Origin of the sequence: Streptomyces sp. CB01201, assembly GCF_002803085.1 — a bacterium.
In the GTDB taxonomy this organism is placed as follows: Bacteria; Actinomycetota; Actinomycetes; order Streptomycetales; family Streptomycetaceae; genus Streptomyces; species Streptomyces hundungensis.
Window position 1 is genome coordinate 232,939 of record NZ_NNBJ01000003.1, and the last position, 14,273, is coordinate 247,211.

8 protein-coding genes are annotated in these 14,273 nt (G+C 71.3%); 2 read left to right on the plus strand and 6 right to left on the minus strand.

Annotated elements, in window-relative coordinates; all coding sequences use genetic code 11:
* The first annotated feature begins 4 nt into the window (after positions 1 to 4).
* Positions 5 to 1,825 carry a bifunctional metallophosphatase/5'-nucleotidase gene (locus tag CG740_RS09035; protein ID WP_100574482.1) on the plus strand — a complete coding sequence of 607 codons (1,821 nt, stop codon included), beginning with the start codon at positions 5 to 7 and terminating at the stop codon, positions 1,823 to 1,825.
* Between the two features lie 40 nt (positions 1,826 to 1,865).
* Here the strand turns inward: CG740_RS09035 and CG740_RS09040 are convergent, their stop codons facing one another.
* The 5 genes from CG740_RS09040 to CG740_RS09060 form a co-directional block, all read right to left on the minus strand.
* Positions 1,866 to 3,275: a lysine N(6)-hydroxylase/L-ornithine N(5)-oxygenase family protein gene (locus CG740_RS09040; RefSeq protein WP_100574483.1), complete on the minus strand. Its 1,410-nt coding sequence runs from the start codon at positions 3,273 to 3,275 to the stop codon at positions 1,866 to 1,868.
* Positions 3,272 to 4,855, minus strand: a complete 1,584-nt coding sequence (locus tag CG740_RS09045) for a pyridoxal phosphate-dependent decarboxylase family protein (RefSeq protein ID WP_100574484.1) — start codon at positions 4,853 to 4,855, stop codon at positions 3,272 to 3,274. Before CG740_RS09045 ends, CG740_RS09040 begins: the two co-directional genes overlap by 4 nt.
* A gap of 277 nt (positions 4,856 to 5,132) precedes the next feature.
* Positions 5,133 to 7,661, minus strand: coding sequence for an aminopeptidase N (gene pepN / locus CG740_RS09050; RefSeq protein WP_100574700.1), 2,529 nt, complete (start codon positions 7,659 to 7,661; stop codon positions 5,133 to 5,135).
* A gap of 116 nt (positions 7,662 to 7,777) precedes the next feature.
* Entirely contained in the window at positions 7,778 to 8,086 is a 309-nt protein-coding gene (locus CG740_RS09055; protein ID WP_100574485.1) for a chorismate mutase, read from the minus strand.
* A 5-nt stretch (positions 8,087 to 8,091) separates the two neighbouring features.
* Positions 8,092 to 8,979, minus strand: coding sequence for a helix-turn-helix domain-containing protein (locus tag CG740_RS09060; RefSeq protein WP_100574486.1), 888 nt, complete (start codon positions 8,977 to 8,979; stop codon positions 8,092 to 8,094).
* Between the two features lie 126 nt (positions 8,980 to 9,105).
* Between CG740_RS09060 and CG740_RS09065 the strand changes: the two genes are divergently transcribed.
* Complete coding sequence (locus CG740_RS09065; RefSeq protein WP_100574487.1) at positions 9,106 to 10,866, plus strand: glycoside hydrolase family 35 protein; 1,761 nt, start codon at positions 9,106 to 9,108, stop codon at positions 10,864 to 10,866.
* A 177-nt stretch (positions 10,867 to 11,043) separates the two neighbouring features.
* Here the strand turns inward: CG740_RS09065 and CG740_RS09070 are convergent, their stop codons facing one another.
* The gene (locus tag CG740_RS09070; RefSeq protein WP_100574488.1) at positions 11,044 to 14,136 is read right to left on the minus strand and encodes an endo-alpha-N-acetylgalactosaminidase family protein; all 3,093 of its coding nucleotides are present in this window, start codon (positions 14,134 to 14,136) and stop codon (positions 11,044 to 11,046) included.
* Positions 14,137 to 14,273: the final 137 nt, after the last annotated feature.

Genomic DNA, 14,273 nt, shown 5'->3' on the forward strand with positions numbered 1-14,273 from the left:
GAGCATGCCGCTGAACCGCAGGACGTTCCTGGGCACTACGGCCGCCGCCGGGGCCGGTGTGGCCGTGGCGGGGGGTGTGGTGTCGCCCGCCGAGGCGGCGCCCCGGGGTCAGGATCCGGGTCATGGGCACGGGCGTGAGCCGAAGCGGTACGCGTTCTCGGTGATGGGCACGACGGATCTGCACGGTCATGTCTTCAACTGGGACTACTTCACGGACGCGGAGTACGACGACGCGGCGCACAACGACGTGGGTCTGGCGAAGATCTCGACGTTGGTGGATCAGGTCCGTAAGGAGAAGGGCCGTCACAACACGTTGTTGATCGACGCGGGTGACATCATCCAGGGCACGCAGCTGTCGTACTACTACGCGCGGGTCGAGCCGATCACGGGTTCGGGCGGCAAGCGGGGTCCTGAGCATCCGATGGCGCTGGCGATGAACCACATGCGTTATGACGCGGCGGCGCTCGGCAATCACGAGTTCAACTACGGCATTCCGACGCTGCGGGCGTTCCAGGACCAGTTGGACTTTCCGCTGCTGGGTGCGAACGCGCTGGACGCGAAGACGTTGAAGCCGGCGTTTCCTCCGTACACGGTGCGGCGGTTGAAGGTGCCGCACGGTCCGGATGTGAAGGTGGGGATCCTGGGGCTGACGAATCCGGGGATCGCGATCTGGGACAAGGCGAACGTGCAGGGGAAGATGACGTTCCCGGGTCTGGTGGAGCAGGCGAAGGTCTATGTGCCGAAGCTGCGGGCGCTGGGGTGTGACGTGGTGATCTGTACGGATCACTCGGGTCTGGACGGGGGCACGTCGTACGGGGACGCGTTGCCGTATCCGGAGAACGCGTCGTCGTTGGTGGCGGAGCAGGTGCCGGGGATCGACGCGATTCTGGTGGGTCATACGCACAAGGAGGTGGCGTCGCGGACGGTGGTGAACAAGGAGACCGGTAAGTCCGTGGTGCTGTCGGAGCCGTACATGTGGGGCATGCGGCTGAGTGTCTTCGACTTCGCGCTGGAGTTCTCGCGGGGCCGCTGGCATGTGACGTCGGTGACGGCGGATGTGCGCAATGCGAACGCGGTGGCCGAGGACCCGGTGGTGAGGCGTCTGGTGAAGGCGGAGCACGACAAGGTCGTGGCGTATGTGAACCAGGTGGTGGGTACGAACGCGGCGGAGATGCGGTCGACGGAGGCTCCGTACAAGGATGTGCCGATCATCGATCTGATCAACCGCATTCAGACGGACACGGTGAAGGCGGCGCTGGCGTCGTCGCCGTATGCGTCGTTGCCGGTGCTGTCGCAGGCGGCGTGTTTCTCGCGGACCGCGGTGATTCCCGCCGGCAAGGTCACGATCAAGGATGTGGCGGGTTTGTATGTGTACGAGAACACGTTGGAGGCACGGCTTCTGACGGGTGCTCAGGTGAAGGCATATCTGGAGTTCTCGGCGAACTACTACGTGCAGACGACGGGTCCGGTCGACCCTGCCAGGATCACGAACGCCAACAACACGCCGGACTACAACTACGACGTGGTGAGCGGTGTGTCGTACGAGGTCGACATCGCGAAGCCGGCCGGTTCGAGGGTGTCGAAGGTGTTGTTCGACGGGAAGCCGTTGGACGACGCGGCGCAGTTCGTGCTGGCGGTGAACAACTACCGGGCCAATGGTGGCGGCAACTTCCCGGGGGTGGCGACCGCCAAGCAACTGTGGGCGAACTCCGATGAGATCCGCAACACGATGATCGCGTGGGTGAAGGCGAAGGGTGTCATTGATCAGGCGGAGTTCGCTTCGGTGGACTGGAAGCTGACGCAGAACGGTGTGGCCGTGTTCTGAGTCGTGTCCTGGGCCTTGCGGCCCTGGTTCTGACGGTGTGTCACGGTTGTTCGACGAGTGGGATCAGGCCCTCCGGTTGCTGTGGGACCGGGCGGGCCTGGTTCTTTTTGTCGAGGCCGAAGGTGGTGAAGGCGGTGCGGGCCGGCTGGGGGTAGGGCTCCTTGCCGGTGAGGGAGTTGAGGATGGTGGCGCTGCGCCAGGCGGCGAGGCCGAGGTCGGGGGCGCCGACGCCGTGGGTGTGCCGTTCGGCGTTCTGGACGTAGACGTTTCCGGTGACGGAGGCGTCGAGGACGAGTTTGAACTCGGCGTCGATGCGCGGGCGTTCGGCGCTGTCGTAGCGCATGTAGGGGTCGAGTCCGGCGAGCATGCGGCCGAGGGGGCGTTCGCGGTAGCCGGTGGCGAGGACGACGGCGTCGGTGGTGATGCGGTCGCGTACGCCCTGCTGGGTGTGTTCGAGGTGGAGTTCGACCTTGGTGGTGGCGACGCGGCCCGCGGTGCGCACCGAGACGCCGGGGGTCATGGTGATGTCGGGCCAGCCGCCGTGCTGGGTGCGGCGGTAGAGCTCGTCGTGGATGGCGGCCATGGTGTCGGCGTCGATGCCCTTGTGGAGCTGCCATTGCCGGGGCAGGAGCTGGTCGCGTACGGGTTCGGCGAGGGCGTGGAAGTAGCGGGTGTAGTCGGGGGTGAAGTGTTCGAGGCCGAGTTTGGAGTACTCCATGGGCGCGAACGCTTCGGTGCGGGTGAGCCAGGCGATCTTCTCGGCGCCGGCGGGCCGGTTGCGCAGGAGGTCGAGGAAGACTTCGGCGCCGGACTGGCCGGAGCCGATGACGGTGATGTGCTCGGCGGTGAGCAGTCGGGCGCGGTGGTCGAGGTAGTCGGCGGAGTGGATGACGGGGACGGTGGGGGCGTCGGCGAGCGGTTTGAGGGGTTCGGGTACGTGGGGCTGGGTGCCGACGCCGACGGCGAGGTGGCGGGTGTAGGAGCGGCCGAGTGCTTCGGCTTCGCCGTGGAGGTCGAGCTGGGTGAAGTCGATCTCGAACAGGGCGCGTTCGGGGTTCCAGCGGACGGCGTCGACCTGGTGGGAGAAGTGGAGGTCGGTGAGGTTTTCGCTGACCCAGCGGCAGTAGGCGTCGTATTCGGTGCGCTGGATGTGGAATTTTTCGGCGAAGTAGAACGGGAAGAGCCGTTCGCGGTGCTTGAGGTAGTTGAGGAAGGTCCAGGGGTTGGCGGGGTCGGCGAGGGTGACGAGGTCGGCGAGGAAGGGGACTTGGAGGGAGGCGCCTTCGATGAGGAGGCCGGGGTGCCAGTGGAAGGCGGGGCGTTGTTCGTAGAAGGCGGTGTCGAGTCCGCCGGGTACGCCGTGGGCGAGGGCGGCGAGGGAGAGGTTGAAGGGGCCGATGCCGATGCCGACGAGGTCGTGGGGTTGGTCTTCGGGGGTGTGGGTGGTCATCGGTGGGTGCCTTCCGTGGGGGGTGGGGTGGTGGCGCGGGCGGTGGTGGGGCGGACGCTGACGGCGTGGAGTGTGCTGTCGAGGAGGGTGTGCAGGTCGTGGGGGGTGAGGTGGGGGTTGAGGAGGGTGGCTTTGAGCCAGAGGCGGCCGTCGGCGCGGGCGCGGCCGAGGACGGCGGTGCCGTGGTGGAGCAGGGTGCGGCGGATGTCGGCGACGGTGGTGTCGTCGGCGCCGCGGGGACGGAAGAGGACGGTGGAGATGGCGGGGGTGGCGTAGAGCTCCAACTGGGCGTGCCGGTCGATCAGTTGGGCCAGTTGCCTGGCGTGGTCGCAGACGCGGTCGACGAGGTGGGCGAGGCCGTCGCGGCCGAGGGCCCGGAGGGTGACGGCGATTTTGAGGGCGTCGGGGCGGCGGGTGGTGCGCAGGGAGCGGCCGAGGAGGTCGGGCAGGCCCGCTTCGGTGTCGTCGTCGGCGTTGAGGTAGTCGGCGCGGTGTCCGAGGGGGGTGAGGCGGCTGGGGTCGGCGACGGCGATGAGGCCTGCGGCGACGGGTTGCCAGCCGAGTTTGTGCAGGTCGAGGGTGACGGTGTGGGCGCGTTCGAGGCCGGCGAGCTGGGGGCGGTGGCGGTCGCTGAACAGGAGGGGCCCGCCGTAGGCGGCGTCGACGTGGAGTTCGGCGTGGTGGCGGGTGCACAGGTCGGCGATGGCGGGCAGCGGGTCGATGGCGCCGGTGTCGGTGGTGCCGGCGGAGGCGACGACGAGGGTGGGCCGGGCCCGCAGTTCGGTGAGGGCGGCGTCGAGGGCGGCGAGGTCGGTGGTGCCGGTGGGGGCGGGGACGACGACGGGGTCGGGCAGGCCGAGGAGCCAGGCGGCGCGGTGGATGGAGTGGTGGGTGTGGGCGCCGCACACGATCTGGACGGGTCCGTGGTGTTCGCGGGCGAGCAGGAGCGCGAGCTGGTTGGATTCGGTGCCGCCGGTGGTGACGAGGGCGTCGCCGCCGTGGGGCCAGATCTCGTGGGCGATGGCGCGGGTGAGGAGGGCTTCGAGCGCGGAGGCGGCGGGGGCCTGGTCCCAGGAGTCCAGGGACGGGTTGAGCGCGCCGGCGGCGAGGTCGGCGGCCGCGGCGAGGGCGAGCGGCGGGGTGTGCAGATGGGCCGCACAGCGGGGTTCGGCGGGGTCGGCGGAGCCTTCGGCGAGGGCGCGTACGAGGGTGGTGAGCGCCTCTTCGGCGCCGGTGCCGTGGCTGGGGAGGAGGGTGGCGGGGGGCGCCTCGGTGCGGGGGCCGCGCTGGGCGGGGCAGGTGCTGGTGCGGGCGCCTGCGCTCGTGCCGGTGCCGGTGCCGGTGCCGGTGTCGGTGTCGGCGACTGCGTCCGTGCCTGTGCCTGCGCCTGTGCCGGAGGTCTGGGTGGGGAAGGTCGTCGCGGCGTGGTGGACGCGCTGGGCGACCGCTTCGGGTCCGCCGGGCGGTAGCGGTCCGCCTCGGGTCTTCGCCCCTTGGTGGAGGGCGTCGAGTACGACGTCGAGCAGGGGGCGCAGGGCCGCGGGTCCTGCGGTTCCTCCGGCGAGGGGCGGGCTGTGCATGGGGTTCCTTCGGGGGTGCGGGCAGCGACTTCACCAGCGTGATCCTGGTTGGGCCGGTGAAGCCGCTGTGCACAACGATCTCAACCCGAAAGTGGTACTGCCTTGCGGTGGGGGCGAGTTGGGGAGGGCGGTTGCTGGTATGGCGCCCGGGCCGGTTCCCCAACTCGCCTGCCACCAGGCGGAGTTCGGCCGCTCCCCAGTGGACTCGGTCGAATGTGCGGTGGGCGGACGCTCGGCACCCGGGCGCTCAGCACGCGGGTGCCTGGCACGCGGGTACTCAGCTCGTGGTGCGGCCCCTTACGTACAGGGCGCGGCGCAGGTCGTCGACCTGGTCGGTGAGCTTGCGGCGCAGGGCGGGCAGCAGGTCGGTGCGGGTGAGGGCGGCTTCGCCCTGGTGCAGGGCGTCGGTGTCGACGGGGCCGGGGAAGGCGTGGCGGCCCACGGCGTCGGCGATGGCGGGGCCGCGGCGGTCGGCGAGCGGGGGCGCGTCCTGGTAGTAGCGGGCGGTGTAGGGCCGCAGGAGTTCTTCCTGTTCGGGTTGCCAGAAGCCCTGGGCGGTGGCGGTGAGGAGATAGTTGGACAGGGTGTCGCCGTGGAACATGGCGTTCCAGGCGGCTTCCTTGGCGGCGGGGGTGGGCAGTGCGGCGCGGCAGCGGGCGGCGCCCTCTTCGCCGGTGGCGCTGGGGTCGGCGGTGAGGTGGGCGGCGATGTCCTGGTCGTCGGTGGCGCCGAGGACGGCGAGTCGGGTCAGGATGCGCCAGCGCAGCTCGGGGTCGAGGGCGGGTCCGCCGGGGACGTGGCCCTCTTCGAGCCAGCCGCGGATGGTGTCGGGCTGGGTGGCCGCGTCGATGAAGTGGCGTACGGCGGTGAGGCGCAGCCCCGGGTTGGTGCCGTCCTCGGTGCGGCGGATGAGGTCGCGGGTGAGGTCGCCGAGCAGGGCGAGGGCGGCGGGGCGTTCGATGGGGGTGAGGTAGCGGTCGGTGATGTGGGCGGCGGCGAAGGCGAGGACGCCCTGGACGATGGCGAGGTCGGCTTCTTCGGTGAGGTGGGCGCGGGCGGTTTCGAGGTAGGCGGCGGGTTCGAGTTCGCCGTCGCGGACCATGTCGCGCAGGGAGTTCCACAGGACGGCGCGGGTGAGGGCGTCGGGGATGCCGGACAGGGAGCGCAGGGCGGTCTCGGTGGAGGTGGCGTCGAGGCGGACCTTGGCGTAGGTGAGGTCCTGGTCGTTGAGGACGAGGAGTGCGGGGCGGCGGCCGGGCCGTACGGTCGTCTCGTCCTGGGGTACGTCGATGTCGATGTGTTCGCGCGGGACGAGGGTGTTGCCGTGGCCGGGGGCGTGGTCGTAGGCGCCGACGGTGAGGCGGTGGGGGCGCTCGCCCTGCCGGGTGACGGTGAGGTGCCAGGCCCCGTCGGTTTCCTCGACGGTGGGGGTGAGGGTGTCGACTCCGGTGGTGCGCAGCCATTGTTCGGCCCAGGCGTGGACGTCGCGGTCGGTGGCGCGGGCGAGGGAGTCGATGAAGTCGGCGAGGGTGGCGTTGGCGAACTTGTGCCGGGCGAAGTGGGTGTTGATGCCGGCGAGGAAGTCCTTCTCGCCGAGCCAGGCGACGAGTTGGCGCAGTGCGGAGGCGCCCTTGGCGTAGGAGATGCCGTCGAAGTTGAGCATGGCGGACGCGGTGTCGGGGACGGCGTCGGCCGGGGGTGCGACGGGGTGGGTGGAGGGGCGCTGGTCGGCGTCGTAGCCCCAGGATTTGCGGGTGATGCCGAAGTAGACCCAGGTGTCGGTACTGCTCCAGGCGGGGAGTGCGCCCGAACTGGCTTGCTGTGCGGCCTCGTTGAGGGTGTGGTAGCCCATGTATTCGGCGAAGGACTCGTTCAGCCAGATGTCGTCCCACCATTGGAGGGTGACGAGGTCGCCGAACCACATGTGGGCCATTTCGTGGGCGATGACCATGGCGCGGGTCTGGCGTTCGGTGTCGGTGACGGCGGAGCGGTAGACGAACTCGTCGCGGAAGGTGACGAGTCCGGGGTTCTCCATGGCGCCGGCGTTGAATTCGGGGACGAAGGCCTGGTCGTAGGAGTCGAAGGGGTAGGGCTCGTCGAACTTCTCGTGGTAGCGGTCGTAGCAGTGCCGGGTGACCTCGAAGAGTTCGTCGGCGTCGGCGTCGAGGTGGGGGGCGAGTGAGCGGCGGCAGTGCAGGCCGAAGGGAAGGCCCGCGTGTTCGGTGGTGACCGAGTGCCAGGGGCCCGCGGCTACGGCGACGAGGTAGGTGGAGATGAGGGGGGTGGTGGCGGCTGTCCAGCGGCCGTCCTCCTGTGGGGTGGTGATGCCGTTGGCGAGGACGGTCCAGCCGTCGGGGGCGCGCACGGTGAGGTCGAAGACGGCTTTGAGGTCGGGCTGGTCGAAGGCGGCGTAGACGCGCTGTACGTCGTCCATGAACAGCTGGGTGTAGGTGTAGGTCTCGCCGTCGACGGGGTCGGTGAAGCGGTGCAGTCCCTCACCGGTGCGGGAGTACGCCATGTCGGCGTCGACCCGCAGTTCGTGCGGGCCTTCGGTGAGGCTCAGTGCGAGCCGGTTCTCATCGAGGGCCTCGGGGTCCAGGGGCGTTCCGTCGAGGGTGACCGAGCGCAGCACGGCGGGTTTGAGTTCGACGAAGGTGTCGCCGGCGGTGTGTGCGGTGAAGTGGATGGCGGTGCGGGAGGTGAAGGTGTCGTCGCCGCCGGTGGTGAGGTCCAGGTCGATCGCGTACCGCTGTACGGAGAGGAGTCGGGCTCGGGTCTGCGCTTCGTCGCGCGTCAGTACGGACATGGGGCCATGCTGCCCGATGCGCTGCGGGGCGCGGGCCGGGGTCACGGGGTCACTGTCCAGCGCGGCTGGTCGCTCGTGCAGTTCCCCGCGCCCCTGGCCCTACCGGTGCTGGGGCATCACGCCGACTTGGCGATGGTTTCGTGGTGCCTGATGACCTCGGCGATGATGAAGTTCAGCAGCTTCTCGGCGAAGGCCGGGTCGAGCTTGGCGCTCTCGGCGAGCCGGCGCAGGCGGGCGATCTGTTCGGCCTCGCGCGAGGGGTCGGCCGGGGGCAGGCTGTGTTCGGCCTTGAGGTGGCCGACCTGCTGGGTGCATTTGAAGCGCTCCGCCAGCATGTGCACGACGGCCGCGTCGATGTTGTCGATGCTGTCGCGGAGCCTGCCCAGCTCAGCCTGCACGGAGGGGTCGATCGTGGTCATGGTCATCGAGCTTACGTGGCCGGGCCCGCGATGGTCGGAGGGTGTTCAGGATCCGGAATCCGGTGGCTCCAGCCGCCGGGTACGGCCCGGCCCTGCTGGGCGCGGAAGCGTACGGGGGCGATGCCGACGCGGCGGGTGAACAGTCGGGAGAAGTAGGCGGGGTCGTCGTAGCCGACGCGGCGGGCTATGGCCGCGACCGGCAGTTCGGTGGCGGCGAGGAGTTCCTTGGCGCGGCCGAGGCGGATGCCGAGCAGGTAGTCCTTGGGGCTGCATCCCGCGGACCGGCGCACGGCGGTGCGCAGCTCGGCGGGGGTCATGCCGTGCCGGGCCGCGTGTTCGGCCACCGAGAGGGGCTGGAAGGCGTCGCGGGCCAGGGCGTCGAGCACCGGGTCGCCGTCGGGGGCGACGTCGGCGCGGGCGCGGCGCAGCGCGACGAGGAGTTCGTGGACGGCGGCGGCGGTCTCGACCTCCAGGAGGGGGTTGCCGCGGCGGGCGGCCCTGGCGATGCGGCCGACGGCGGCGCGGGCGCCGACGGTGTCGCTGAGCGGCACGACGGGGTGGTCGGGGTCGATGTAGCCGAGTTCGGTGTACGTGGTGGTGGCGGGCCCGTCGAAGTCGACGAACGACTCGTCCCAGCCGGTGGCGGGGTCGGGACCGTAGTGGTGGGGGACGCCGGGGGTGAGCCAGAGCAGGGCGGGTGCGGTGACGGTCTGCCTGCGGCCGTCGGGGCCGCGGAACCAGCCGCTGCCCGCGCCGATGACGACGGCGACGTGGTGGTCGAGGGTGCGGGGTCCGACGGTGGGCAGCAGGCCGTGCTGGAGGCCCACTCCCAGGCAGACCAGGCCGAGGCGGTGGTGGGCCGGGCTGGGGGTGAAATACCGCATCCAGGTGTGATACATGCCCATGTCCGTTCTGTGCCGTCCCCCTTGCGTCCAATCAGCGCCGATCTTTGTCCATGGACCGGCGGCGCGCCAGGGGCGAGAGTGGCCGGGCACAGTGACCGAGACAGATGGGCGGGGCGGCCGGTGGGCGACTTCACCGTGGGGGACGAGGACTTTCTGCTCGACGGGCGGCCGGTGCGCCTGCTGTCGGGGGCGCTGCACTATTTCCGGGTGCACGAGTCGCAGTGGGGGCACCGCCTTGCGATGCTGCGGGCGATGGGCCTGAACTGCGTCGAGACGTACGTCCCGTGGAACCTGCACGAGCCGCGGCCGGGGGTGCACGAGGACGTGGCGGCGCTCGGCCGGTTCCTGGACGCGGCGGACGCGGCCGGGCTGTGGGCGATCGTGCGGCCGGGGCCCTACATCTGTGCCGAGTGGGAGAACGGCGGGCTTCCGCACTGGCTGACGGGTCCGCTCGGCCGGCGGGCGCGCACGAACGACGCGGAGTATCTGGCGCACGTGGACCGCTGGTTCGGGGTGCTGCTCCCCCAGGTCGCCGAGCGCCAGATCGACCGGGGCGGGCCGGTGCTCATGGTGCAGGTGGAGAACGAGTACGGCAGTTACGGCACCGACCGGGGCTATCTGGCGCACTTGGCGGGGCTGCTGCGGGACTGCGGCATCACGGTGCCGCTGTTCACCTCGGACGGCCCCGAGGACCACATGCTGACCGGGGGTTCGCTGCCCGGGGTGCTCGCCACGGCGAACTTCGGCAGCGGGGCGCGCGAGGGCTTCGAGGTGCTGCGCCGCCACCAGCCGTCGGGGCCGTTGATGTGCATGGAGTTCTGGTGCGGCTGGTTCGACCACTGGGGCGCGGAGCACGTGGTGCGGGACGCGGGGGACGCGGCGGCGACGCTGCGGGAGATCCTGGAGTGCGGGGCGTCGGTCAACATCTACATGGCACACGGCGGCACCAACTTCGCCGGCTGGTCCGGGGCGAACCGGGCGGGCGAGCTGCACGTGGGCGCCCTGGAGCCGACGGCGACGTCGTACGACTACGACGCGCCGATCGACGAGGCGGGGCGGCCGACGGAGAAGTTCTGGCGGTTCCGTGAGGTCCTCGCGGAGTACCAGGACGGCCGAACGCTGCCCGAACTCCCGCCCGCGCCGGTCGAGTTGACGGGCTCGTACGTGGTCGGCGCGGACGGCTGGACGTCCCTGCCGGAGGTGATGGACGTCTTGGGCGGCGAGGAGCGGGAGGGGCCGGTGCCGCCGACGTTCGAGGAGGTGGGCGTCGATCGGGGGGTGGTCCGCTACCGGGTCGACGTCCCCGGGCCGCGTCAGCCGTACGCCCTCGGGGTGCTCGGGCTTCGCGATGTGGCGACGGTGTACGTCGACGGCGTACGCGCCGGGGTCCTGGACGCCGAGGACGCGACGCTGCCCGCGCCGGTGCCGGGGGGTGTCGCGGTCGAGCTGTGGGTGGAGTCCCTCGGCCGGGTCAACTACGGGCCGCGCGGCGGGGAGTCGAAGGGGATCACGGGCGGGGTGCTGCACGAGCGGCAGTACTTGCACGGGGTGCGGGCGCGGGGCCTGCGCCTGGACGCCCTCTCCGTCCCCGGGGTGACGAAGGTGCCCTTCGGGCCGGCGGGCTCGGCGGGTTCCGCCGGGCTGCACCGGGGTGCCGTGGACCTGCCGTCGGCGGGGGCCTCGTTCGCGTGGCTTCGGCTTCCGGGGTGGGGGCGGGGGTTCGTGTGGGTGAACGGGTTCTGTGTGGGCCGGTATTGGGAGGTCGGGCCGCAGCGGGGGCTGTACGTGCCGGGGGCGGTGTTGCGGGGTGGGGGCAATGAGGTGTGGGTGCTTGAGCTTGCGGGCGCGGAGGGGGCGGGGCCCGTCACTTTGGGCGCGTGACGCGTCCCGCCCCGGCGGGGCCGGTGCGGCCTCGTTCGGCTGCGGGCCGGGTGTGCTCGCGCGGTTCCCGGCGCCCCTAGCGGCGCCGGGTGCTGGGGCATCTTCAGCCCGTCCGGCGTTTGAGGACGAGCGCCCTTAAGGCGCGAACGGGGGTCTGGGGGCGGAGCCCCCAGGGGGTTACAGTTCGCGGGCCTCGAACGTGTCCAGGACGCATTCCGCCGACCCGTCGTCCCCGACCTTCCGCAGCCCCACCCACGCCACCCCCGCATCCGGCGCCGTGAACTCGTACGCGAACAGCGACGGCTCCGACACCGGGGCAAGCGCGACGCGGTTCAGTTCGCGGGGAGCCGGGACGTCCACCCCGGTGATCCAGGCGTACTGGCCGGCCCGTTCGCACTCGTACCGGAAGGACACCCGGTACCGGCGCCCGGGCAGGAAGCGGACCGTGTGGTCCACCGTCCGGTAGACCAGGCCCTCGTTCTCGCCCCGCGACTTCAGCGACTGCGTACCGTCGACGACGTCGTCGATCGCCTTGCCGTTCCAGCCCCGCTGGGTGAACCGCCCGTGCCGCTGCGCGATGTGGGTGCGCGGGTCCGTGGAGCCCCCCGCGTCGCCCTTGACGAAGACGCCCCAGCCGGACGGCACGTCCTGGAAGTCCTCGTGGGCGAGCACCCCCGGCCTCGCCGCCCCCCGCGCCCGTACGACGCGGACGTTGTCGAAGCGGACCCGGGCCTGCCCCGCGTCCGCCCGCAGCGTGAGGGTGACCGGGCCGCCGCCGGCCGGGACCGTGAAGGGCACCGACATGCGCTGGAAGCGGGTGTCGTGCTTGCGGTCGGCGGCGACGTAGTTGCCCGCGGTGGAGGCGTCCGTCCAGTTCGTGGCGGTGGCCCCGTCCGCGGTGCGCACGTCGAGCGCGGCCCGGCGCCGCTCCCCCGCCCGCTCGCCGACCTCGACCTGCACGGAGGCCGAGTACGTGCCGGGGGCGAGCCGGGCCAGACGCTGGGCGACGGCGGCCGCTCCGCCGCCGGGCAGGACGAGTTCGTAGTCGCCGAGCGTGCTCGGGACGACCTTCGCGGAGCCGCTGACCTGCCACCCCTCCAGCGTGCCCGAGTTGAATCCGGGGTCGCGGACGGGCGTGAACTGGCCCCAGACGGGGTCGCGTTGGGGGCGGACCCGCTCGCGGTAGATCACATACGGCCGGCCCGCCGCCGCGTCCGGGACGGTGACCGCGCCGGCACGGACCGGGAGGTCGGCGACGTGTACGCGGCCCTGGTCGGTCAGCCGGTAGAGGGCGACCGTGCGCAGGCGCGACCAGCCGCGGGGCAGCCGCCAACTGGTGCTGCCTCCGGCCGGGTTGTAGTGGTAGAGCTTCGCCGGGTCGGTGGCGTCGCGGGGCTCCCAGGGCAGGAGGTAGGTGCCCGCGTCGTACACGAGACGGCCGTCGGTGGTGATGCGGCGCGCGCCGGTCGCGTCGGAGACCGAGGTGGGGACGGGCCCGGCGAAGGTGATCTCGTTCTCGCTCCAGCGGGCGACGGGGTGGGCCTGGAGGTATTTGGCGGGCAGCGACTCCGTCCAGATGAGGTCGTAGAACGTCTTCCAGTCCGTCTTGCCGGTCCAGCCTTCGAAGTTGCCCATGTGGGCGTGGCCGAGCAGGGTGGGCCACTTGTTGGCGAAGACGTCCTTCTGGTGGTGCCGGACGAAGCGGATGAGGCGGGAGTTGATGCCGCGCGAGGTGTCGGGTCCGTAGTCCGTCTCGTTGGCCCAGTGCGACCACAGCGAGGAGCGTTCCAGGCCGTGGCCCCATTCGGAGGCGACGAGCCAGCCCTGGTCGCGCAGGGCTCGCTGGAGGCGGTCGGAGGTCCAGCCGGATTCCCGGAACACGTCGAGGTAGATCGCGTTCAGGCCGCGGTCGGTGTCGCGGCGCAGATCGGCGAAGCGCTTGATGATGTCGCCCGAGACCAGGTCACGGCGCTGGTCGATGCGGTAGGACTGGTCGAGCCAGTCCCACTGCCGGTTGGTCTTGTCGACGAGGGTCTCGGAGAAGGCGTTCGCGACCGGGTAGGACTCGGTGGCGTTGACGTGGACGGCGAAGTCGCTGTTCCACTTCCTGCCTTCGCGGACAAGGGAGTTGAGGTCTTCGAGGCCGCCGGCCCGCTGGTTGTAGTTGCCGGCGTAGTCGGGGTGGGCCGAGTCGTGGCCCTCCGACTGGTAGCCCTTGAGCAGGGTGTACTGGCGCAGTCCGTCGGTGGCGAGCGAGATCCGCTTGACGTTGTCGAGGGTGGCCAGGAACGGGTTGGTGGCCTGGGACGCGAAGTTGAAGGGGATGTGCGGGACGACCCGCAGGTGCTGGTCGTCGGCGCCGAGCGGGGTGACCATGATGTCGCGGAACGCGATGGCCGCGTCCTGCCAGTCGACGGTGCCGTCGCCGTTGCGGTCGCCGGTGACGATGACGGTGGCGTACGGCAGGGGCTCGGTGGCGCCGGTGGGGGCGGTCGCGGCGCGGTGGGTCCACTGGCCGGGTGCCAGCTGCGCCTTGACGTAGCCGTCGCGCTTCAGGGTCTGGCGCCACAGCCGGCCGTTCTCCCAGGTGGCTCCGGGAGTGGTGTCGGGCCTGTCGTAGACGGTGTTGGTCTCGATGGCGCCGCCGAGGCCGTGGTGGGCGAGGACCGCGTAGGCGCAGCCGGCGGGTTTGGCGTCGGGGGCGGTGTCGGCGGTCGGGGTGATCAGGGTGTCGCCGCTCTTGGCCTTGTCCAACTGGATCTGCGCGGCGAGGAGTTGGGCGCCCGGCTGGTCGCTGCGTACGGACAGCAGGGCCAGTCCGGGGATCTGCAGGGTGCCGACGCGCAGGGCGGGGGTGTCGTCGATGCGGGTGATGCGCCAGTCCACGCGGTGGCCGCTCACCCGGATCTCGGCGCCGATCTCGGTGCCGCCGTCGAAGGCGAGGGTGTAGGTGATGCGGTCGCGGGCCGTGCGCGAGGTCACCTTGGGGGTGTGCGGGGTGTTGTCGATGAGGACGTCGGTGACGGGGTCCTCCTGGCCGTGCAGGACGGCGCCGCTTTCGCGGTCGGTGTACGACGCGATACGGGGGAAGGCGGTGTCGACGCGGACGTCGAGTGCGGTGGAGCGCAGCACCGCCTCCCCCGTCGGCCGGGGGGCGGCGAGCGCCGCCGAGGGGATGCCCAGGGCGGCTCCGGCCCCCGCGAGGGCGGTGGCCGCGACCACCGTCCTGCGGTTCGGTCCGTGCTGGTCCCCGTGCTGTTCGGCGTTCACGCTCGCTCCTTGTCGTGGGGGCTTTCGGTGCGGGCCACGATGTTCCGCCGGGTGCGGGTGGGCCCATGGACAAAGGGGTGGGAGGTGTTGGACTAACGGGTCACGGTGGCGGGTGGGACCGGGCCCGTCCGGGGCGG